The organism is Streptomyces nojiriensis, assembly GCF_017639205.1.
Taxonomy (GTDB): Bacteria; Actinomycetota; Actinomycetes; order Streptomycetales; family Streptomycetaceae; genus Streptomyces; species Streptomyces nojiriensis.
On sequence record NZ_CP071139.1, the window covers coordinates 697,963 to 716,982 of the forward strand.

At 73.0% G+C, this 19,020-nt stretch carries 19 protein-coding genes and 2 pseudogenes; 13 read left to right on the top strand and 8 right to left on the bottom strand.

What is annotated here, in order from left to right:
• The first annotated feature begins 5 nt into the window (after positions 1-5).
• A complete protein-coding gene (locus JYK04_RS03435) occupies positions 6-3,017 on the top strand; it encodes an acyltransferase family protein (RefSeq protein ID WP_189747256.1) in 3,012 nt (1,003 codons plus the stop codon).
• Positions 3,018-3,140: 123 nt separating this feature from the next.
• On the opposite strand, the gene JYK04_RS03440 is transcribed toward JYK04_RS03435, so the two are convergent.
• Positions 3,141-3,566: a subtilase-type protease inhibitor gene (locus JYK04_RS03440; protein WP_229876884.1), complete on the bottom strand. Its 426-nt coding sequence runs from the start codon at positions 3,564-3,566 to the stop codon at positions 3,141-3,143.
• 398 nt (positions 3,567-3,964) lie between these two features.
• On the opposite strand from JYK04_RS03440, the gene JYK04_RS03445 reads away from it, so the two are divergent.
• Positions 3,965-5,134 (top strand): alpha/beta hydrolase family protein, encoded by a 1,170-nt coding sequence (locus tag JYK04_RS03445; RefSeq protein ID WP_189747165.1) that lies wholly within the window; start codon positions 3,965-3,967, stop codon positions 5,132-5,134.
• Between the two features lie 93 nt (positions 5,135-5,227).
• Here the strand turns inward: JYK04_RS03445 and JYK04_RS03450 are convergent, their stop codons facing one another.
• Complete coding sequence (locus JYK04_RS03450) at positions 5,228-6,199, bottom strand: helix-turn-helix transcriptional regulator (protein ID WP_189747163.1); 972 nt, start codon at positions 6,197-6,199, stop codon at positions 5,228-5,230.
• Positions 6,200-6,335: 136 nt separating this feature from the next.
• Here JYK04_RS03450 and JYK04_RS03455 point away from each other — a divergent pair, with 136 nt between their 5' ends.
• Positions 6,336-6,731 carry a RidA family protein gene (locus JYK04_RS03455; RefSeq protein ID WP_189747161.1) on the top strand — a complete coding sequence of 132 codons (396 nt, stop codon included), beginning with the start codon at positions 6,336-6,338 and terminating at the stop codon, positions 6,729-6,731.
• Positions 6,732-6,754: 23 nt separating this feature from the next.
• On the opposite strand, the gene JYK04_RS03460 is transcribed toward JYK04_RS03455, so the two are convergent.
• Complete coding sequence (locus JYK04_RS03460) at positions 6,755-7,078, bottom strand: hypothetical protein (RefSeq protein ID WP_189747159.1); 324 nt, start codon at positions 7,076-7,078, stop codon at positions 6,755-6,757.
• Positions 7,075-7,623, bottom strand: coding sequence for a GNAT family N-acetyltransferase (locus JYK04_RS03465; protein WP_189747157.1), 549 nt, complete (start codon positions 7,621-7,623; stop codon positions 7,075-7,077). Before JYK04_RS03465 ends, JYK04_RS03460 begins: the two co-directional genes overlap by 4 nt.
• 188 nt (positions 7,624-7,811) lie before the next feature.
• Here JYK04_RS03465 and JYK04_RS03470 point away from each other — a divergent pair, with 188 nt between their 5' ends.
• The 7 genes and pseudogenes from JYK04_RS03470 (at position 7,812) to JYK04_RS03500 (ending at position 13,394) form a co-directional block, all read left to right on the top strand.
• Positions 7,812-8,459: a serine/threonine-protein kinase gene (locus tag JYK04_RS03470; RefSeq protein WP_189747155.1), complete on the top strand. Its 648-nt coding sequence runs from the start codon at positions 7,812-7,814 to the stop codon at positions 8,457-8,459.
• A 179-nt stretch (positions 8,460-8,638) separates the two neighbouring features.
• On the top strand, positions 8,639-9,274 hold the full coding sequence (locus JYK04_RS03475; RefSeq protein ID WP_229876883.1) for an isochorismatase family protein: 636 nt from the start codon (positions 8,639-8,641) through the stop codon (positions 9,272-9,274).
• A 23-nt stretch (positions 9,275-9,297) separates the two neighbouring features.
• The gene (argB, locus tag JYK04_RS03480) at positions 9,298-10,203 is read left to right on the top strand and encodes an acetylglutamate kinase (protein ID WP_189747153.1); all 906 of its coding nucleotides are present in this window, start codon (positions 9,298-9,300) and stop codon (positions 10,201-10,203) included.
• Positions 10,204-10,417: 214 nt separating this feature from the next.
• Complete coding sequence (locus JYK04_RS03485; RefSeq protein ID WP_189747151.1) at positions 10,418-11,815, top strand: lysine N(6)-hydroxylase/L-ornithine N(5)-oxygenase family protein; 1,398 nt, start codon at positions 10,418-10,420, stop codon at positions 11,813-11,815.
• A gap of 6 nt (positions 11,816-11,821) precedes the next feature.
• Positions 11,822-12,655, top strand: a pseudogene (locus tag JYK04_RS42305) (condensation domain-containing protein); the annotation flags it as partial.
• 22 nt (positions 12,656-12,677) lie between these two features.
• Positions 12,678-13,139: a hypothetical protein gene (locus tag JYK04_RS03495; RefSeq protein WP_189747149.1), complete on the top strand. Its 462-nt coding sequence runs from the start codon at positions 12,678-12,680 to the stop codon at positions 13,137-13,139.
• 48 nt (positions 13,140-13,187) lie between these two features.
• Positions 13,188-13,394 carry an MbtH family protein gene (locus JYK04_RS03500; protein ID WP_189747147.1) on the top strand — a complete coding sequence of 69 codons (207 nt, stop codon included), beginning with the start codon at positions 13,188-13,190 and terminating at the stop codon, positions 13,392-13,394.
• 88 nt (positions 13,395-13,482) lie between these two features.
• On the opposite strand, the gene JYK04_RS03505 is transcribed toward JYK04_RS03500, so the two are convergent.
• Positions 13,483-13,983 carry a GNAT family N-acetyltransferase gene (locus tag JYK04_RS03505; RefSeq protein ID WP_229876882.1) on the bottom strand — a complete coding sequence of 167 codons (501 nt, stop codon included), beginning with the start codon at positions 13,981-13,983 and terminating at the stop codon, positions 13,483-13,485.
• 156 nt (positions 13,984-14,139) lie between these two features.
• Between JYK04_RS03505 and JYK04_RS03510 the strand changes: the two are divergent.
• Positions 14,140-15,180, top strand: a pseudogene (locus JYK04_RS03510) (MFS transporter); the annotation flags it as partial.
• Here JYK04_RS03510 and JYK04_RS03515 read toward each other — a convergent pair.
• Positions 15,162-15,506 carry a MerR family transcriptional regulator gene (locus JYK04_RS03515; RefSeq protein WP_189747145.1) on the bottom strand — a complete coding sequence of 115 codons (345 nt, stop codon included), beginning with the start codon at positions 15,504-15,506 and terminating at the stop codon, positions 15,162-15,164. The pseudogene JYK04_RS03510 and the gene JYK04_RS03515 overlap by 19 nt on opposite strands.
• Positions 15,507-15,615: 109 nt before the next feature.
• On the opposite strand from JYK04_RS03515, the gene JYK04_RS03520 reads away from it, so the two are divergent.
• Positions 15,616-16,188, top strand: a complete 573-nt coding sequence (locus JYK04_RS03520) for a flavodoxin family protein (protein ID WP_229876880.1) — start codon at positions 15,616-15,618, stop codon at positions 16,186-16,188.
• A gap of 21 nt (positions 16,189-16,209) precedes the next feature.
• Here JYK04_RS03520 and JYK04_RS03525 read toward each other — a convergent pair whose 3' ends face one another.
• Positions 16,210-16,704, bottom strand: coding sequence for a hypothetical protein (locus JYK04_RS03525; RefSeq protein ID WP_229876879.1), 495 nt, complete (start codon positions 16,702-16,704; stop codon positions 16,210-16,212).
• Positions 16,705-17,216: 512 nt separating this feature from the next.
• Between JYK04_RS03525 and JYK04_RS03530 the strand changes: the two genes are divergently transcribed.
• The gene (locus JYK04_RS03530; RefSeq protein ID WP_189747141.1) at positions 17,217-17,885 is read left to right on the top strand and encodes a DUF4232 domain-containing protein; all 669 of its coding nucleotides are present in this window, start codon (positions 17,217-17,219) and stop codon (positions 17,883-17,885) included.
• Positions 17,886-18,488: 603 nt separating this feature from the next.
• Here JYK04_RS03530 and JYK04_RS03535 read toward each other — a convergent pair.
• Entirely contained in the window at positions 18,489-18,947 is a 459-nt protein-coding gene (locus JYK04_RS03535; RefSeq protein ID WP_189747139.1) for a MarR family transcriptional regulator, read from the bottom strand.
• Positions 18,948-19,020 lie beyond the last annotated feature (73 nt).

Here is a 19,020-nt window from a genome sequence, read left to right on the forward strand (position 1 = left end):
TCCGCATGTCCTTCCTCGTCACACCCGGCCGGCGCCGGCCCCGCCGGAGCGCCGCTCCCGGGGCCGGAGGGCTGCCGTCCGGCTCCCGTTCCGGCAACGAGTCCGGGCCGAGCCCGCACCGGTCCGCCTTCCGGCCCGACATCGAGGGTCTGCGCGCGGTCGCCGTCCTCGCGGTACTCGCCTTCCACGCCGGCATCCCCTGGGCGACCGGCGGTTTCGTCGGCGTGGACGTCTTCTTCGTCATCTCCGGCTACCTCATCACCGGTCTGCTGGTCCGCGAGGCGATCACCACCGGCCGGATCCGGCTCGGTGACTTCTTCTCCCGGCGGGCCCGGCGGCTGCTGCCCTCCGCCGCCGTGGTGCTCGCCGCGGTGGCCCTCGCCGGGGCCTGGCTGACCGTACCGCTGCGCCGCACCGACCTGGAGTACGACGTCGTCGCGGCGGCCCTGTCCTTCGCCAACTGGCGGTTCGTGTCGCAGCGGACCGACTACCTCGCCGCCGGACACGACCAGAGCCCGCTGCTGCACTTCTGGTCCCTCGCCGTCGAGGAGCAGTTCTACCTGTTCTGGGCTCCGCTGCTGGCGGTGCTGGTGCTGTGCGCGGCCCGGGCGGTCCGCCGGGGCCGGGCGGTACGGCTCGTCGTGGTGCTGGCCGCCGCCCCGCTCGCCCTGGCCTCGTTCGCGCTGGCGGTGTACTGGACCGGGCACTCCGCATCCCTCGCGTACCTCGGAACTCCGTCGCGGGTCTGGCAGTTCGGGGTCGGGGCGCTGCTCGCCCTGCTGCCCTGGCACCTGATGCGCGGTCCGCGACCGCTGCGGCTGCTGTGCGGCTGGGCCGGGGCCGCGGCGATCGGCTGGTGCGTCGTGGTGTACGACTCCGGAACCCCGTACCCCGGTCACGCGGCGCTCGTGCCGACCCTGGCCACCGCCGCCGTGATCCTCGCCGCGATACCCGGCCGCGGCGAGCGGCACACGCGGGGCAGGTGGGACGTGGGTCGGCTGCTGGCGGGGCGGGCACCCCGGGCCGTCGGGCGGCTCTCCTACACCCTGTACCTGTGGCACTGGCCGGTGCTCGTCCTCGCCGAGGCCCGGCTCGGCACGCTCGGCTGGCCCGCGAAGACCGCGCTGACGCTGGCGGCCGCATTGCCGGCCCTGGCCACCATGCGCTGGGTCGAGCAGCCGCTGCGCCGCAGCCGTACGGTCTCCGAACTCCCCCGCCGCGGACTGTCGGTGGGCGTGTCGGCGATCGTGCTGCCGGTGGTCCTCGCGCTGGTGGTGGGTACGACGACGCTGCGCGTGCTGGGCCCGGCCGGACCGGTCGACACCCAGGGCCTGCCCCCGGGCGCCGCCTCGGGCCCCACCCTGCTCTCCCGCACGGCCGGTACGCCGCTCGTCGACGGGCCGGTGGTACCGAGTCCCGCGCAGGCGCGGGCGGACTTCCCGCCGGACGGGGCCTGCGAGGTCGCCCCGGCCGGGACCCGCAGCCCGGACTGCCTGTTCGGCGCGGTCGACAGCCCGGACCGGATCGTGCTGCTCGGGGACTCGCACGCGGGTCAGTGGTTCTCCCCGATGCTGGCGCTGGCTTCGCAGCGGGGCTGGGCGCTGCAGGAGTTGGTGAAGCAGGGCTGCCCGCTGCCGGAGCTGGCGGTGGACAGCCCGCAGCTCGGGCGCGCCTACCGGGAGTGCGACACCTGGCGGGCGGACTCCCTGGAGCGGCTGCGGCAGCAGCCGAAGCCGCGCCTCATCGTGATCGCCTCGCTCAACCGCTACACCGACGACGCGCACCTGCTGGCCGAGGCGTGGGAGAAGACGCTGACGCCGCTACGGGCCCTGGGGGCGCCGATCGTCTACGTCGAGGACACGCCCGTGCCCGGCAAGGACGTCCCGGCGTGCGTGTCCGGCAGTCCCGCATCCCCGGCCGACTGCGCGTTCAGCCGCACGGACGCCCAGCTGCCGGATCCGCTGGCGCAGCGGATCGCGTCCGGCGCCCTGCCCGGCGTACGGAGCGTCGGCGTGAACCGGGTCCTGTGCCCGGGCGACGGGCCGACCTGCCCGGCCGTGCTCGACCGGATCCTGCTCTACCGGGACGACGCCCACCTGACCAACGTGGCGGCCGTGGTCCTGACCAACCGGCTGGAGCGGCTGCTCACGGGGGCCGGACTGCTGCCCGCCGCGGGTGGAGCGGCAGCGGGGGCTGACGGGTGGACGCGGCTGCTGCGCGACGACTTCGACGGCCCGGCGGGCTCCCCTCCGTCCGCCGCCGACTGGATCCACGACATCGGCACCTGCTACCCGGGCTGCCCCGCGCCGCAGTGGGGCACCGGCGAGATCGAGACCATGACCGACTCGACCGAGAACGTCCGCCTCGACGGGAAGGGCGCGCTGGAGATCGTGCCCACCCGCGAGGACGGGCGGTGGAGTTCGGGGCGGATCGAGACGCGGCGCTCCGACTTCGCGCCCCCGCCTGGCGGGGTCCTGCGGATCGAGGCGTCGATCGCCCTGCCGGATGTGACCGGGGAGAAGGCGGCGGGATACTGGCCGGCCTTCTGGACCCTGGGGGCACCGCTGCGCGACGGGTACACGGGGTGGCCGGGTGTCGGGGAGCTCGACGTCATGGAGTCCGTGAACGGGCGGGACACCGTCTTCGCCACGATGCACTGCGGTGTCCTGGAGGGCGGCCCGTGCCGGGAGCCCGCCGGCCTGACGTCCGGTCCCCAGCCGTGCGCCGGATGCCGTACGGCGTTCCACTCGTACGCCGTCGAGGTCGATCTCGCGCCCGGCGCGCAGGAGGTGCGCTGGTATCTGGACGGGCGCGTGTACCACCGGGTGACCGCGGACCGGATGGACCCGGGGACGTGGCGGGCGGCCGTGGACCACGGGCTGTTCCTGATCCTCAACGTGGCGGTCGGTGGCGGTCTGCCGCTCGCCGACGGCGCGAGCGCGGGTCCGGCCACCGAGCCGGGCCATGCGATGCGGGTGGACCACGTCACCGTCTCGGCGCGGGAGCGGAGCACGTAGGGCCATGGAGGTACGGGCCTGTGGCGGGGCGCGCTCCACGGGATGCCCGGAGCACGCCCCGCACAGGTCCGGCTCAGATCCGACGCGGGTCCGACGCGGGTCCGACGCGGGTCCGACGCAGGGTCAGAACGCGAAGACGGCGTTGCCGTTGAGCGTCGCGGACATCACGCAGCTGTTGGAGAAGGTGTACTTCCAGGCGACGCGGCTGCCCTTCCACACGCCGTCGGCGGTGACCGTGACCGGGGCGTAGTGCATCGGGCAGGCACGGTCCGGGTTCGGCGAGGCCAGCAGGCGGTCCAGCGCTCCGCCGGTGGAGTTGAGGGCGGCGCAGGCGGCCCGCGGGTCCGGGTGGGTGCCCACCGCGGTCGGGGCGCAGCTGAGGGTGGAGGCCCGGACGATGGTGGCGGTGGCGGCGTCGTCCCCCTGCGCGACGGTGAACACCAGGGCGGACGGGGCGTACAGGCTGGAGGGCTGAGCGGCAGCAATCCCTGTGGCGCCGGCCAGGCAGAGGAGCGTGGCGGCGGAGGCAGCTGCGATGCGGTGGCGCACGACAAAACTCTCTTTCGATTCAAAGGTTGAACGCGACATTTGGTTTCGATATCGCGCCGTTGCGGGATCAGACTGTCTGACCCGAAGCCAAGTCGCACATCCATGACCGATTTACGGACAGAGCATCCGCATACCGGCGAACGAATGGTCGTTCGGGCAGCTCACAGGGGACGCGCCCACTCCGCCGCCGCGCCCCGGCGCCGGCCACGCCGTCCGCGACGTGCGACCCCACCCCTCCCTGACCTGCCGTCGGCCACCCCCGGTTCACCCGACGGCCACTCAGCTTGACCGGATGTGCGCGCTCGAACCCCCGAGGGCGCCGCGCCGCGCCGATCCAACTCCACGACAGCCCAGAATAGTTAGGCAAGCCTTGCCTAAAAATGCCTTACGATGCCGACATGAAGAAGATCATCAGAGTGCTGACGGCGGTGGCGGCAGGTCTGGTCCTCGCCGCGCCCGGCACCCTCGCCACGCCCGCCGCGGCCGCGTCCGCCCCGCCCGGCGTCACCGGACTCGGGCTCCCGAGACCCACCGGCGGCTTCGCCGTGGGCCGCGACACCCTCCATCTGGTGGACCGGGAGCGCAAGGATCCCTGGGTGCCCACGGCCGACCGGGAATTACTCCTGTCCCTCTACTACCCGGCGCTCGCGCACACCGGAAATCCCGCTCCCTATATGAGCGCCCCCGAGGCCAAGGCACTGCTGACCGACCGGGGGCAGCTCGGCGAGTACGTCACCCCCGAACGCCTCGCGGCCACCCGGACGAACGCACGGACGGACGCCCTGCCCCGGCCCGCCGCGAACCGCTACCCGCTGGTCGTGCTCTCCCCCGGCTTCACCATGCCGCGCTCCTCGCTGACCGCCCTGGCGGAGGACCTCGCCAGCCGCGGGTACGTCGTCGCGGCGGTGGACCACGCGTACGAGTCGGACGGCACCGTCTTCCCCGGCGGCCGGATGCTCACGTGCAAGGCGTGCGAGCAGGTGTTCCCCGACGGGTCGCTGCACCGGGTCTCCGACGGCCGGGCCCGTGACATCCCGTTCGTCCTGGACCGGCTGACCGGCCCGCGCCCGGCGTGGCGGTACTCCTGGCTGATCGATCCCCGGCACATCGGCATGGCCGGGCATTCGATCGGCGGGGCGGCCGCATCGGCCACCATGGCCGTGGACCCGCGCGTGGACGCCGGGGTCAACATGGACGGCACCTTCTTCACGCCCGTACCCCAGACCGGCCTCGCCGGACGGCCCTTCCTGATGCTCGCCGGTGACCCCGCCCTGCTGCCGCCCGACTTCCCCGACACCTCCTGGGAGGACAGCTGGCCCCGGCTGGACGGCTGGAAGCGCTGGCTGACCGTCACGGGGGCGGGCCATCCCGGCTTCACCGACTGGCCCGTCCTGGGCGACCAGGTCGGATACCCGCACCCGGAGACACCGCTGTCGGGCACCCGCTCGCAGCAGATCACCCGGGCGTACGTCGGCGACTTCTTCGACCTGCACCTGCGCGGGAAGCCGGCGCCGCGCCTGGACGGTCCGACGGCGGCCGACCCGGAGGTCGTGTTCCACCGCAGCTGACGCCGGTACCGGGGGCGCCCGCCCGTCCCGGCGGGTGCCCCCGCACCTGACCCGTTCCCCCGAAGGCCGATCCTCGCGACCACGCCGTGGGGCTCAGGACGGGTCGGCGTAGCGGGCGGCGAGCGCGGCGGCGCGGTCGCGCAGGGAGGTGCGCAGCGACTGCGGGGTCAGGGCTTCCGCGTCCGTGCCGAGCTGCCACAGGGCCCATTCGGCGTGCCGTGAATCCTGGAAGGTCAGCTCCAGCCGCAGTCGGCCGTCCGGTTCGGGTTCTTCGGCGCGGACGGCCAGCGCGGTGTCGAGCAGGTCCTCCCGCCGCGCCGGGTTCACCCGTACCAGCACGGTGATGTGGCCGTCGCTCAGGAACCGCGCGGCGCGTTCCCGCCAGATCCGGTCCAGGTCGACGCGGTCGGGGCGCTGTGCCGGTTCGGGGAGTTCCTCGGCGGCCAGCACCCGCGACAGCCGGTAGGTGCGGTCGGCGCCGGATCTCGTGGCCAGCAGGTAGACCCGGTCGCGTACGGTGACCAGGCCGATCGGGTCCACCGTGCGCCACTGCGGTGGCCGGCCGGTGGCGGCGTAGTGGATGCGCAGCTTGTGTCCGGCGAGCACGGCGCGCCGGACGTCGATCATGGTGGTGCCGGGTACCTCGTCCGTGACGGGCCGGCGCGAGAGCAGGTCGATCTCCGGCTCGACGAGAAGGCGCCGGGCCGCGTCGCTCGCGGTGGCCCGGTGGTCCTCGGGCAGCGCGTCGACCACCTTGCGCATGGCCGAAGCGAGCGCCGAGCCGAGGCCGAACGCCCGCTCACCGCGCGCCGATCCGGCGGCCAGCAGGGCCAGGGCCTCGTCGTGGTTCAGCCCGGTGAGCTCGGTCCGGAAACCGGGCAGCAACTCGAAACCGCCGTGCCGCCCGCGTTCGGCGTAGACCGGGACGCCGGCTGCCGACAGTGCCTCGATGTCGCGCAGCACGGTACGGGTGGACACCTGCAGCTCGCGGGCCAGCGTGTCCGCGGTCAACCGACCCCGTCGGCGCAGCAGCAGCACCAGTGAGACCAGCCGGTCGGCACGCATGCGGGAACCGTAGCGGAATACCTGACCAAGGGTGTCGTGATTTGTTGGGAGGCTCGTGGACACGACGTCGAGGCCGGTGGCCGCCGAGCCGGTGGACGTACGTACTCCCGATGAATCGAATGGAGCTGACGTGGCGATGGAACGAACAGCGGTCAACCCGGTGACGTGGTCGGTGGAGCTGGGGTTCAACCAGGGCGAGGTGGTCTCCGGACACACCCGGACCCTGTACGTCTCGGGGCAGACCGCGATGAGCGGCGAGGGCAAGCCCCAGCATGACGGTGACATGGCGGCGCAGTTGGCGCTGAGCGTCGACAACCTGGAGGCCGTGCTCGGTGAGGCCGGCATGTCCCTCGCGAACCTCGTGCGGCTCAACGTGTACACGACCGACGTGGACCTGCTCTTCCAGCACTACGGCGGGCTGGCGGGGCGGTTGGGCGCCGCCGGGGTGGCCCCGGCCACCACGATGCTCGGGGTGACTCGCCTGGCGGTCCCCGGCCAGTTGGTGGAACTCGAGGGAACCGCCGTCGCCTGATCCGGTCGGGGCGGGCGCGACTTTCATCCACCGGCAGCCGGCGAAGGAGTGTCGTCGCCGGTGGCGAGGGTGACCTGGGCGGTCCACGACCAGGGCTCCTGGGGCGGCTCCCAGGTCACCTCGACGTCGGTGTCATGGAAGTCGCGCGCGAGTTCCGACACCATCACCGCTGCCGCGGCCCGCGCGTCGTGCGGGTCGGTGTCGATCGGCACGTCCAGGCGTCCGCAGTGCATTCCGCCGTCCATGGTGAGGACACTGATGCGCCAGCCCTCCGGCCTCGCCAACAGGACGATCCCCGTCGGAATGCCCAGGACGGGCCGCTTCTTCTTCTCCTTCTTGCGTCTCACGATGCTGCTGTCGGGCGGGGCCACACGCCGAACCACTGCTCGGCGCCGTATTCCTCGAACCTCTGCACCTCGGTGAATCCCAGCTTCGTCGCGAGGCGCAGCGCGCGGTCGTTGGCGGTCTGGGTGCACAGGACCACCGGCTCGCCCGGATGGGCGGCGGCGAACCAGTCGAGTGCCGCCGTGCACGCCTCGGCGGCGTACCCGTGACCCCATGCCTCCGGGAGGAACATGCAGCCGAGTTCGGCTTCACCGGCCTCCGGTCGGACGTGGCCCCGGCGCTCCGCGGCGCGCCGATCGAGTGTGATCATTCCGATCATCGCTCCGTCGACATCGATCACGAAGAAGCCGGGGCGCCTCCCGGGCACCTCGGGTGCGGCGTGTTCGAGCTCGGCACGCGGTCGAGCGCCGCCCACGTACGCGCCCACCTCCGGCGATGCGAACAGTTCGATGAATGCCGCACGGTCCTGGGACTCGGACTGGCGCAGCACGAGCCGTTCGGTCCTGATCGGGGCGGGCGGCCAGGTGGCGGATCCGAGTTCGGGCATGGGAGGCAACCTATCGCAGGCTCGTGCGAGTGGTCCGCGGGGCTAGACCGGTTCGCCCTTCAACCACCTTGCGGCCCGGCCCGGTTGGGATGAACCCGGCGCGCCCCGGGAATCACACGACTGCGGTCGCATATCCCCCCTCCCACTCCACAATTAGGTTAGGCTTACCTAAGAGTGGGGGTGTGGGGATGCAGGACAAAGCGCGAGACCAAGCGCAGCAGGACGAGTGGGCCGACGACGTACTGGCCTGGATGAGCTCCCAGGAGGAGATGGACCGGGCGCTGCGCGACGCACTGCGCCGCACGCCCAGTCAGCGGGAGGAGACGATCGCCCGGATGGCGGACGCCCTCCGCGGTGCGGCCCAGGGACTGACCATCCCCGGGTGCGCGGCGGCGGCCGGCGTCCCCGAGCGCATCCTGCGCGAGTGGCTGGAGATCGACTCCAGCTTCGCCACGGCGCTCCGCGCCGCGCACGCGCTGGCCGAGGCGCACGGACTGAGACCGGGGGCGACGCCCACACCGGCCGCGTTACAGCTGATGCTGAACGCGATCCGCAAAGGGGCCGCCTGGCCGGCCGCGGCGACCCTCGTGGGCATCTCCGTGCGCGGGTTCAACCGCCTGCGTGCCGAGGCGCCGCCGGTGGGGGCCCTGATCGCGGCGGCCCAGCGGGCGCGTTCGATGCAGACCGGAGCGGGCCGGCGGCGCAGACCCCCCAAGACGGCGAGCCGCCGGGTCGGGTACCGGATCGTGCAGCTCGACGACCCCCTCCTGTCCCCGGACAGTCAACCGGACGCCCCTTCCGGCGGATTGAGCGACCGCGCCACGCGCCGGGACTGAGCGTCCGATCGCACGAGGAAGGAAGCCGGAGGGCGCCGCCCACCCTCCCCACCGGGAGATCCGGTGAGGCCAAGTTGACCAATGGATGAGGGCCGGGGCATCCTCCGCCCCTCGTGGAGCTCTGCGCGCCCGTTCACCACCGGCGCTCCGCGCAGCGCCGGTGACAAGGAGATCCAGCCGTGGGCCCTGTGACCATCGACCCCTATCCCATGCCCACCCAGGACCTCGTGCCGCGCTCCGTGGCACCGTGGTCCGTCGACCCCGACCGGGCCGCCCTGCTGATACACAACATGCAGAACCACCTGCTGCGGCCCTTCCCCCGCGATCACCCGCCCCTCGTGGACCTGATCGGCAACATCACCGACCTGCGCAGGTCCGCACGGCGGCTCGGCCTCCCGGTCGTCTTCAGCGCCGTACCGGCGGGCGAGCGCCCCGAACAGCGGGGCCTCGCGGCCGAGATGGAGACCGGACCGGTGGCGGCGGACCGCGACGTGTCCATCACCGAGGAACTGACCCCGCGCCGGGGAGAGCACGTGATCACCAATGCGCGGCACAACGCCTTCCTGCGCAGCCACCTGGAGCGCATCCTGCGCGCCACGGGCCGGGACCAGCTGATCCTGTGCGGCATCTTCGCCCACGCCGGCGTGCTGCTCACCGCGGCGGACGCGTTCATGAACGATATCCAGCCATTCGTCGTCGCCGACGCGGTGGCGGACACCTCCGCGGAGGAGCACGCGCTCGCCCTGCGCTGGACGGCCGCACGGGGCGCCGTCGTACACACCACCACGACCCTCATCGACGAGCTGGAAGCCTGAATGACGACCGCACACCCCACCCCATGAGCGGACGGCCGGCGCCGCGGGCGCGCACTCTCATCGAGGCCCTGCCGCGGCTGGAGCGGTTCCAAGGCCGCACGGTCGTGGTCAAGTTCGGCGGCAACGCCATGGTGAACGAGGAGCTCAAGGCGGCCTTCGCCCAGGACGTGGTCTCCCTGCACTACGCGGGGCTCCGGCCGGTCGTCGTGCACGGCGGCGGCCCCCAGATCAGCGCGATGCTCGAACAGCTCGCGCTGGAGGTCCGGTTCGCGGCGGGTCTGCGGGTGACGACCCCCGCGGTGATGGAAGTCGTCCGCATGGTGCTGGCCGGGCAGGTCCAACGGGACATCGTCGGACGGATCAACCGTCACGGAGCCTTCGCCGTGGGGATGACCGGCGAGGACGCCCGTACCCTGTCCGCCGTCCGGCGGCCGGCCGTGGTGGACGGCGCCGAGGTGGACATCGGCCTGGTGGGCGACATCGTGCACGTCGACCCCGACACCGTACGGGGGCTGCTGGAACGCGGCCGCATTCCCGTGATCTCCCCCATCGCCCGGGGAGCGCACGACGACAGCGTCTACAACATCAACGCGGACCTCGCGGCCGCCGCCCTCGCCGGGGCACTGGACGCCGAGAAGCTGGTGATGCTCACCGACGTCGCGGGTCTCTACGCGGACTGGCCGCACAGTACGGAGGTCATCGACCGGCTCACGGCCGGTGAACTGGCGGAACTGCTGCCCTCGATGACAGGCGGCATGGTGCCCAAGATGGAGGGCTGCCTGCGCGCGGTGCGCTCCGGGGTGCGGATGGCGCACGTACTGGACGGCAGGGTTCCGCACGCCCTGGTCCTGGAGGTCTTCGCCGACGAGCACACGGGCACCACGGTGGTGCCCGACGGTCCGCCGGACGGGGAGCCCCTCGCCCGCTGAACCGGGGAAGGTCGGCCCGCCCCGGCCCTCCCCCGTACCCCGTCCCCGGAGCCGACCCGGCTCCGGGGCCTTCCGCGCACCCAACTCCGCCCACCACGCACCGGGTTGGTGCGGATCGAGACAGTCACGGGTCCAACTTGACAGCCCCCATCCCGTCAGAGATGTTAGGCCAGCCTTGCCTAATCAAATGGGGTAGGACCGAGGAAGGATGGGCATGTCCGCACCGCACGCGAGCTCCACCCCCGGGGACGCTCTCCCGGACGTCAGGGACCTGGTGGGCATCGGCTTCGGGCCGGCCAACCTGGCCCTGGCAATAGCGATCCGGGAGCACAACGGCCGACGCGCCCCCGGCGAGGCGATCCGGGCCTCGTTCATCGAGCGCCAGGACGGCTTCGGATGGCACCAGGGCATGCTCCTCGAAGGGGCCACCATGCAGGTCTCCTTCCTGAAGGACCTGGTGACGATGCGCAATCCGGGAAGCTCCTTCAGCTTCCTGCACTACCTGCAGGACCGGGACCGGCTGGCCGACTTCATCAACCAGAAGTCCTTCTTCCCCACCCGCCTCGAATTCCACGACTACTTCCGCTGGTGCGCCGCCTCCTTCAGCGGGCTCGTCGACTACGCCACCGAGGCCGTCGGGGTACGCCCGGCCGGTCCGGCCGGCGCCGCGGAGCAGCTGGACGTCATCACCCGGCCCGCGTCCGGGACCGGGCCGCAGCGCGCCACCCGCACCCGCAACCTCGTACTCGGCACCGGGCTGCGCCCCCGCGTCCCCGACGGGATCAGCACCGGTCCGCACATCTGGCACAACCGCGACCTGCTGCACCGCGCACGGGAACTGACGGCCCGTCCCCATCGCCGGTTCGTCGTCGTCGGCGCCGGACAGTCCGCCGCCGAGACCGCCGACCACCTTCACCGCACGTTCCCGGACGCCGAGGTCTGCGCCGTCTTCACCCGGTACGGGTACAGCCCCGCCGACGACAGCCCCTTCGCGAACCGGATCTTCGACCCGGCCGCGGTCGACGAGTTTTTCAGCGCCCCGGAGGAGGTCAAGCAGCAGCTCATCGGCTACCACGCCAACACCAACTACGCGGTGGTGGACGGCGAACTGATCGAGCAGCTGTACCGGACCGTCTACCAGGAGAAGGTCGCCGGCACCGAGCGGCTGCGCATCCTGAACGCGACGGCCCTGACCACGGTGGAGGAACTCCCCGACGGGGCCCGGGCCGTGGTGCGCTCCCTCACCACGGGAGAGACCCTCACCCTCGACTGCGACGCGGTGGTGCTGGCCACCGGATACCGGCCCACCGAGCCGGCCGAGCTGCTCGGCGACCTGGCCGGGGAGTGCCTCACCGACGGGCAGGGCAGGCTGCGCGTGGGCCGTGACCACCGGGTGGAGACCACCGACCGCGTCCGGGCCGGCATCTACGTCCAGGGCGCCGCCGCCGAGCACACCCACGGCATCACCGCCTCCCTGCTGTCCACGCTGGCCGTGCGCTCGGGCGAGATCTGCGACTCCCTTCTGCTGCGCGGCACCGAACGCGAGGTGCGGGCGGCATTGGCGACCAGGGCGGCGGCCGTCGCCGACGGCGTCCCCGCCCAGCGGGGCTGAGCGGCCGTGCCGCGCACCGATCCCCCGGCGGCGGCCGGGCCGGCCGGACTCACGGCGGCGCAGGCGCACGTCCTGGCGGCGCAGAGCGCGGATCCCTCGTACGCCGGCCACAACATCGGGCAGTACATCGAGCTGGTGGGCCCGCTCGACACGGTGGCGCTCGACGAGGCCGTGCTGCGCACCCTCGACGAGGCCCCCTGGCTCCGCCCGCGGCCGATGACCCGGGGCGGCCTGCCGCGCCTGGACACCTCCGCGGCGGCCGACCCGGTGGGCGCCGCCGTCGCTCTCGTACGCGACCAGCTCGCCTGTCCGCCCCGGCCCGAGCTGCTCACCGCCCCGGCGGACTCCGGCCTCGCACCCGACCTCACCGGCGCCCTGCTCGTCACGGTCGGCCCCGAACACCACCTGCTGGTGCAGTACTTCCACCTGCTGGCGGTCGACGGGTACGGGGTGGCGCTGCTGAGCCGGCGGATCGCCGAGGTCTACACGGCCCTGGCGCACGGCCGCCCGCCCGGCCCGACCCCCTTCGCGCCGGTCTCCGTACTGACCGACGCGGACCGCGCCTACACCGGCTCGGCGGCGCAGGCCGCGGACCGGCGGTACTGGACGGGGCGGTACGCCGACCGCCCCGTACCCCTGTCGCCCGCCGGGCGGGTGGCCCCGGCCCGGGACACCGCGCGGCGGCACACCGTGCACCTCGGCGCGGCGGACGGCGCGGCCGTCCGGGCCGCCGCCCGCTCCGCGCGTGTCACCTGGGCCGAGGTCGTACTCGCCACGACCGCGGTGCGGGTGACCGCGCAGGCCGGCGCGCGTGAGGCGGTCCTCGCCGTGTACGCGGCGGCACGGACCGGGGACGCTGCGGGTGCCGGCGACGGCGGTGAACCTCCTGCCGGTGCGGCTGCCGGTCCGGGGGGCGGGCACCTTCCGGTCGCTGCTGCGCGCGGCGGCCGGCGAGCTGACCCTGCTCCGTCGCCACCAGCGGCTGCGCGGCGAGGAACTGGCGCGCGAGGTGTGGCCGGAGTACGGGGGCGGCCGCGTCCCCGGACCGCTTGTCGACCTGCGGCCGTTCGAGACGGAGCTGGACTTCGGCGCGATCCGCGGCCGGGTCGTCAGCCTCGCCTCGGGGCCGGTCGACGACCTGGCGGTGTCCGCCGCAGCGGGCCCCGACGGGCGGCTTCGCCTGGACTTCGACGCGAACCCGGCGCTCTACGAGGAGGCCGAACCGGCCCGGTTCGCCCGCCTGTTCACCGCGGACCTGGCGGCGCCCTGCCGCGCCCCCGACGTACCGGTCGCCTCCCTGGCGGCCTCCCCCGTCCACCACTGATCCCATCCCCCAACCGACCGTCCCGGTCATCACCCGAGGAGAGGCACCATGGCCACCAACCCCTTCGAGGACGACGACGCGCGCTACTTCGTGCTGGTGAACGCCGAGAACCAGCACTCGCTCTGGCCCGCCTTCGCGGAGGTTCCCGCGGGGTGGACCGTCGTACACGGCGAGGACAGCCGGGAGGGCTGCGCCGCGTACACGGAGACGCACTGGACCGACATGCGGCCCGCCAGCCTGGTCGCCAGGGGCTGACCCGGCCCCGTGGGGCCGCCCGGTCCCACGGTGTCACGACCGGGGCCGGACCGGAGCACGTCCTCCGGTCCGGCCCCGGTCGTGCGGTTCACAGCCTCCTGGAGAGCACCTCCGAGCCGCGTGCGGGGTCCAGCGCCGCCGCCCAGGCCGCGGGCGCCCGGCCCGGGCCGGCCGACGCGAAACCGTGCCGCCGGAAGAAGGCGGCGCCGGTCGCGGTCGCCGTGAACACCTCCCGCACGAGGCGGCTCCGGGAGTCGGCGAGCGCGGCGCGCAGCAGCGCGGCGCCCAGCCCCTGGCCCTGGTTCCCCCGGGCCACGCAGAAGTTGTAGAGCACGGCGACCCCGTCCCCCTCGTCGCTCAGCGCGAGACAGCCCAGGACCGAGGTGCGACCGCGACCGGTCGCGAGGAGGAACTCCCCGGCGTGCGCCAGGTAGTGGTCGATGCTGCGGGAGCGCAGGGCACCGGAGCGGATGAAGGCCAGGGAGAGTGCGTGCAGGGCGGGGGCGTCGCGCAGACGCGCCCGGCGGACCAGCGGCGGGAGGCCGTCCGTGCCGTGCAGCGGGGGACGGGGGGTGGCGGCAGCAATCACATATTTAGGTTAGCCTTCCCTAAATTGACCCGCAATTCGCCTCGCGGTGAAACTCGGGGGCTTGGGGTTCAGGCCGGCGGCGGAGGCCCAACACCACTGTTCACCGGAGTCATCAGGGAGCCCGCAGCATGACCGGCACCACGGAGGCCCTCAGCGACGGGAGTCATCGCCGACCGAATGGGCAGACGTGCCGGCATCGTGATCGGCCAGCTGCTGATGGCCGGATGCCTGCTCGGCCAGGTGGCGTTCTCCCACTACTGGGTGTTCCTGGCGCTGTTCATCGGGCAGGGCGTGGGCATGGCATGTGTGTCCGGTTCGGACACCGCCCTCCTGTACGACCTGCTCGTGCGCCGTGGTGCAACGGCCGGCTACGTCAGGATCAAGTCCCGGTTCACCATGCTCGGGACGGTCACCTCGGGAGCCGCCATCGTCCTCGGCGGCCAACTGCAGAAGATTTCCTGGGGGGTCGTCTACGTCGCTTCGGCGGCGTGCCTCGCCCTGGCCGTGGTGGTGCTGATGTCACGGGTGCCCGAGATCCGCGGCGCGGACGCGGTGGACGAGCAGGACCGAGCGGCAGAGGAGCAGGGCGACGCCACCGCATGGCGGGCGATGCTGCGGGTCGCCACGCCGGCGCTCGTGACGCTTGTCGTGGTGTCCGGATTGATGCATGCGACGTTGACGCCGTACATCATTTTCACGCAGAAGACCCTCTCCGTTCAGGGAGCGGGCACCGCATCGGCGGGATTCCTCGCCGGCGGGCTCACTCCGCTGCTGTCGGACCGCGCGGACCGGCGCATCGGGTATCGGGTCGTGGTCCCGGTGTCGCTCCTGACGCTCGCCGCGGCACTCGGCCTGAGCGGCCTCGGCCTTGTCTGGGTCACCGTCGCCGCTTTCCTGGCCCTGGTCGGGATTCCCGAGATCACCGCCGTGATCGTGGACAACGTGTTCAACGAGGCCGTGCCGTCGCGCCACCGGGCGAGCCTGCTGTCGGTGATCGCATTCGTGGAGTCGGCGCTCATCGGCATCGGCTATCTCGTCCTCGGCGCGCTCATGGACGGGCTGGGCTCCAGCGTGGGCATGGCCACCTACGCCGCGGTCCCCCTGCTGGCATGTCTCCTGTGGCTCCCGGTGCTCTTCCGAGGGGCACGGGTGACCACCGAGATGCGGCCGGGCGGGGCTCAGGGCTGTTCCAGGTAGCCGGCCAGGGCGGCGCGGCTGTGCCGCAGGCCCTCGATGCGCGCGTCCATGGCGGCCAGTTCGCCGTCGAGGACGGTCCGGATCTCCTCGCACCAGGCGAAGCGCACCCCCTCGCCGCGCACGCACGGCAGCACCGCGCGGATCACCTCGGTGGACAGGCCGGCCGCGAGCAGGGCACGCACCTTGCGTACGGCGGCCACGGAGTCCGCCGTGTAGTCGCGGTACCCGTTCGGGCCGCGCTCCGCGTCGAGCAGCCCCTGCGCCTCGTAGTAGCGCAGCAGCCGGGAGCTGACGCCGGTGCGCCGGGACAGTTCGCCGATCAGCATGTGCCCTACCTCTGCATCCGGTTGACCTTCACATTGATGTCAACGTCTAACGTCGCGCCTACCGGCGGGCATTCCGCCGGCTTGACCGCGCACCGGTGGAGTGATGTTCATGTCCGACCGCTCGTTCCTCTTCGTCCTCGGCAGCTCCCGTTCCGGCGGGAACACCGAGATCCTCGCGAGGGCGGCCGCCGAGCAGTTGCCCGCCGGTGTCCGGCAGCGGTGGGTCGACCTGGCCGGGACGGCGTTGCCCGACTTCCAGGACGGGCGGCACGAGGCCGAGGGCTGGATACCGTCGGAGGGCGAGGAGGCCCTGCGGCTGGCCACCCTGGAGGCGACCGACGTCGTCATCGCCTCACCCCTGTACTGGTACGCGCTCTCCGCGCACACCAAGCGCTACCTCGACTACTGGTCGGGCTGGCTCACGGCCCCCGGCTCGGACTTCAAGCAGCGGATGGCGGGCCGGACCCTGTGGGGTGTGACGGCCATGGCGGACCACGCCGAGGTCCACGCCGAGGGGCTGGTGACCGGCCTTCACCACACCGCGGCCTACATGCGGATGCGGTTCGGCGGGGTGCTGCTCGGCAACGGCTCCCGGCCGGGCCAGGTGCGCGACGACGAGCGGGCGACGGTCCGCGCCAAGACCTTCTTCGCGCAGGACGCACCCCTGGCCCTGTTCCCGTAGCGGGTCCACCGCCGGGGGGCGTCAGCTCGTGGCGGCCCGGGGGACGAGGCGGGTGCCGCACCGGCTGCAGTACCGGGCGTCGGCCTCGATGGCGTGCCGGTGGCACTGCTCGCAGACGAGGTGGAGCGGGCACCGGGGTGTGCGCGGTTCGGTGCGGGGCGGCCGGCCGATGGCCATGCCGGCCCGCCTGCGGTGCGCGGTGAGGAACACCAGTCCCTCGGGGCCGGCCCGGAGCGAGCGGGCCGAGCCGCGCGGCAGTAGGGCGAGGGAGCCGGGCACGACGTCCACCCCGGCGCCGTCCAGGGTCAGTGAACCGCCGCCCTGTACGACGGTGAGCAGGACGTCCACCTCGGGCTCCCGGTGTACGGCGATCTCGCCGCCGGGCAGCAGGCGCACCAGATTCGCGTCGAGTTGTCGGCCCTTGTGCCGTAGTCGCCACAGGGCGCCGCTCTGGCCGTCCGTGGCGGCCTCGACCAATCCCGTGACCGTGACACCCACGGCTTCCCGCTCGACCACCGCATGTCCTTCCCGCGCGTTCGGCTGCTCTGCCGACCCTCGTGATCGCCCATGAGATCACTTCGGCAGGTGCCCGCACCAACCACGTGGGTGCGAAGCGTTCGTCCGAGCGCCAGGACGTGTGTCGCTCGGCCCGCCCGACGCGCCGGAACGGCCGGTCCTCCCGCACCTGCTGACACCTTCCGCGCCTGGGCGAAGGCGAGTTGGGACGGCATACCGACCGTCGGGGTCAAGATCTGCCGGGTCACGGGTCTGTCCCGGCGCACGAAGACCTCGTACGGGTGTCCGAGAGCGACGCAAACCGCCGTACCGGCCGGTAGGAGGCGCCCCCGGGCGACTGCGGGCGTGTCGGGTTCGACGGTACGTGTAACAGGAAGGTACGGGTGGGCGGTCGGGTGGAACGGCGGTACGGGTCGGGCCACTCCTGCTGATCACAGACGCTCTCCCGTACCGGTCCGCACCGACCGCCCGACCGCCCGCAACGCCGACCGATCGATCCTGAGGAAGAAACGATGCGCGTTCACCAGCTGACCCTCGCCGCCGTGGCCGTCGCCGCGAGCCTTTCGCTCACGGCCTGCCAGAACGGCGCCGACGGCGCGGCGCAGAGCACCCCGTCGGCTTCGTCCACCGCGTCCGCCCCGTCCACCGCCTCGCCTTCGGGGGGCGGTTCGGATCAGGGCGGCGGGAAGCCCCCGCAGGGGACGGGCTCCGGCGGCAAGGGTACGGCCGGCGCCGGGACCGGCTCCGACGCGAGCGGCAAGGTCGGCAAATGCCGGACCGACGAGCTGGCGATCACCGCCGCGGAGCGCACCATCGGCGGCGACACGGACGGCACGGTCGCGGTGACCCTGAAGAACAGCGGTGCCCGGGACTGCACGATCTCCGGGTACGCGGGCATCGACCTGAAGACCGACTCGGGCTCCCTGTCCGCGCAGCGTACGGGGCAGCAGGCCGACACGGCCGTCCTCAAGAAGGGCGAGTCGACCTACTTCGGCATCAGCTACCCGCTCAACACCTCGGGCGGCTCCGGCGTCCGCGTCACGGGGCTGGTGGTGACCCCGCCGGACGAGACCAGGTCGGTCACCCTCGCCTGGCCGGGCGCAGGCACGCTGCCGGTCACGGAGGGCGGCGGCGCCCCGGTGAAGGTCGGCCCGGTGGGAAGCGCCGGCCAGGGCGGCTGACCCCGGACACCCGACAGCCGACTGCCCCGTATCTGAGCTACGGGGAAGGTCCGTTTCCGCCCGAGGGAACCGCGGCGATCCGTCGGGCGGCGGGCGGCCCCGAGGCCGCCTCTATGCCGACCGGTCCAGCGAGCTGCGCACGTACGCGCCCGGGGTCTGCCCGAAGTGGCGGCGGAAGGCCAGGATGTAGCCGTCGCTGCTGACGAACAAACCCCACCCGGGCGGCCACCGAGCTCGCCAGCCGGCCCTGCTCCAGTCCGGTCGAGCTCGTGCGGGGGTTCTCCGCCCACTCCGTCGCGGTGCACGGGTCGCTCGGCGTCCGGGCCGGCTCGCGCGCCACGGCGCCGGCGGTGTGGCCGGTGGGCTGGGGCAGCGGCCGGCAGACGGAGTCGGCTCCGAACCGTGCGCTGTGCGCGATGCCCGCCGGGATCCACAGGTCGTCCCGTCGGACGGCTCGCCGTCGTCGGCCGTCGCCCACCCGGACGCGTCGAGCGCCCCGTGGGTGGTCGGGCAGCTCACCCGCTCCTCGACCCCCGCTGTCACACGGCCCACGGGCGGGCCCGGCTCCCCCGCGAGCCGGGCCCGCCGACGGATCCGCGGGATTCAGTGGTGCCAGGCCCGGCCTCCGGTGTTGTGGATGAACCGCTGGAGGACCTTCAGCGTGAGCACGTACTCCTCGTCCGGGATGTCCCGGTGCCGCTCCTGCCACAGCTCCGCCTGTGTCGCGGCCACCCGGGCGTGGAAGTCCTTCCCCTCGGTGGTGAGTTCGAGGTGTCCGTCAGGGTCCTGCGTGACCCAGCCGCGGTCGACGGTGGCGTCGATCTCCTCGTCGAGGTCGTCGATGCCCACGGCCGCGTAGCCGCTGAGCACGCCGGTCACCCCGTCGCGGGTCGGCGGCACCTCGGCCTGTGCGATCCGGGCCAGGATCCATGCCTGCGGCTGGGTGGTGCCGATTCCGGCGAGGACGGCCCTGATACGGGTGACCACCGCGTCGGAGGCGGCCCGGCTCCAGTAGCCGATGGGCTGCCGGACCAGTTCGGCATCGTCGTGCGAGTACTCCATGGCGGATCCGCTCCGTTCGCTCTCTTCGAGATCGCCTGCGCACCACACCGTAGGAACTCAAGCGCACTTGAGG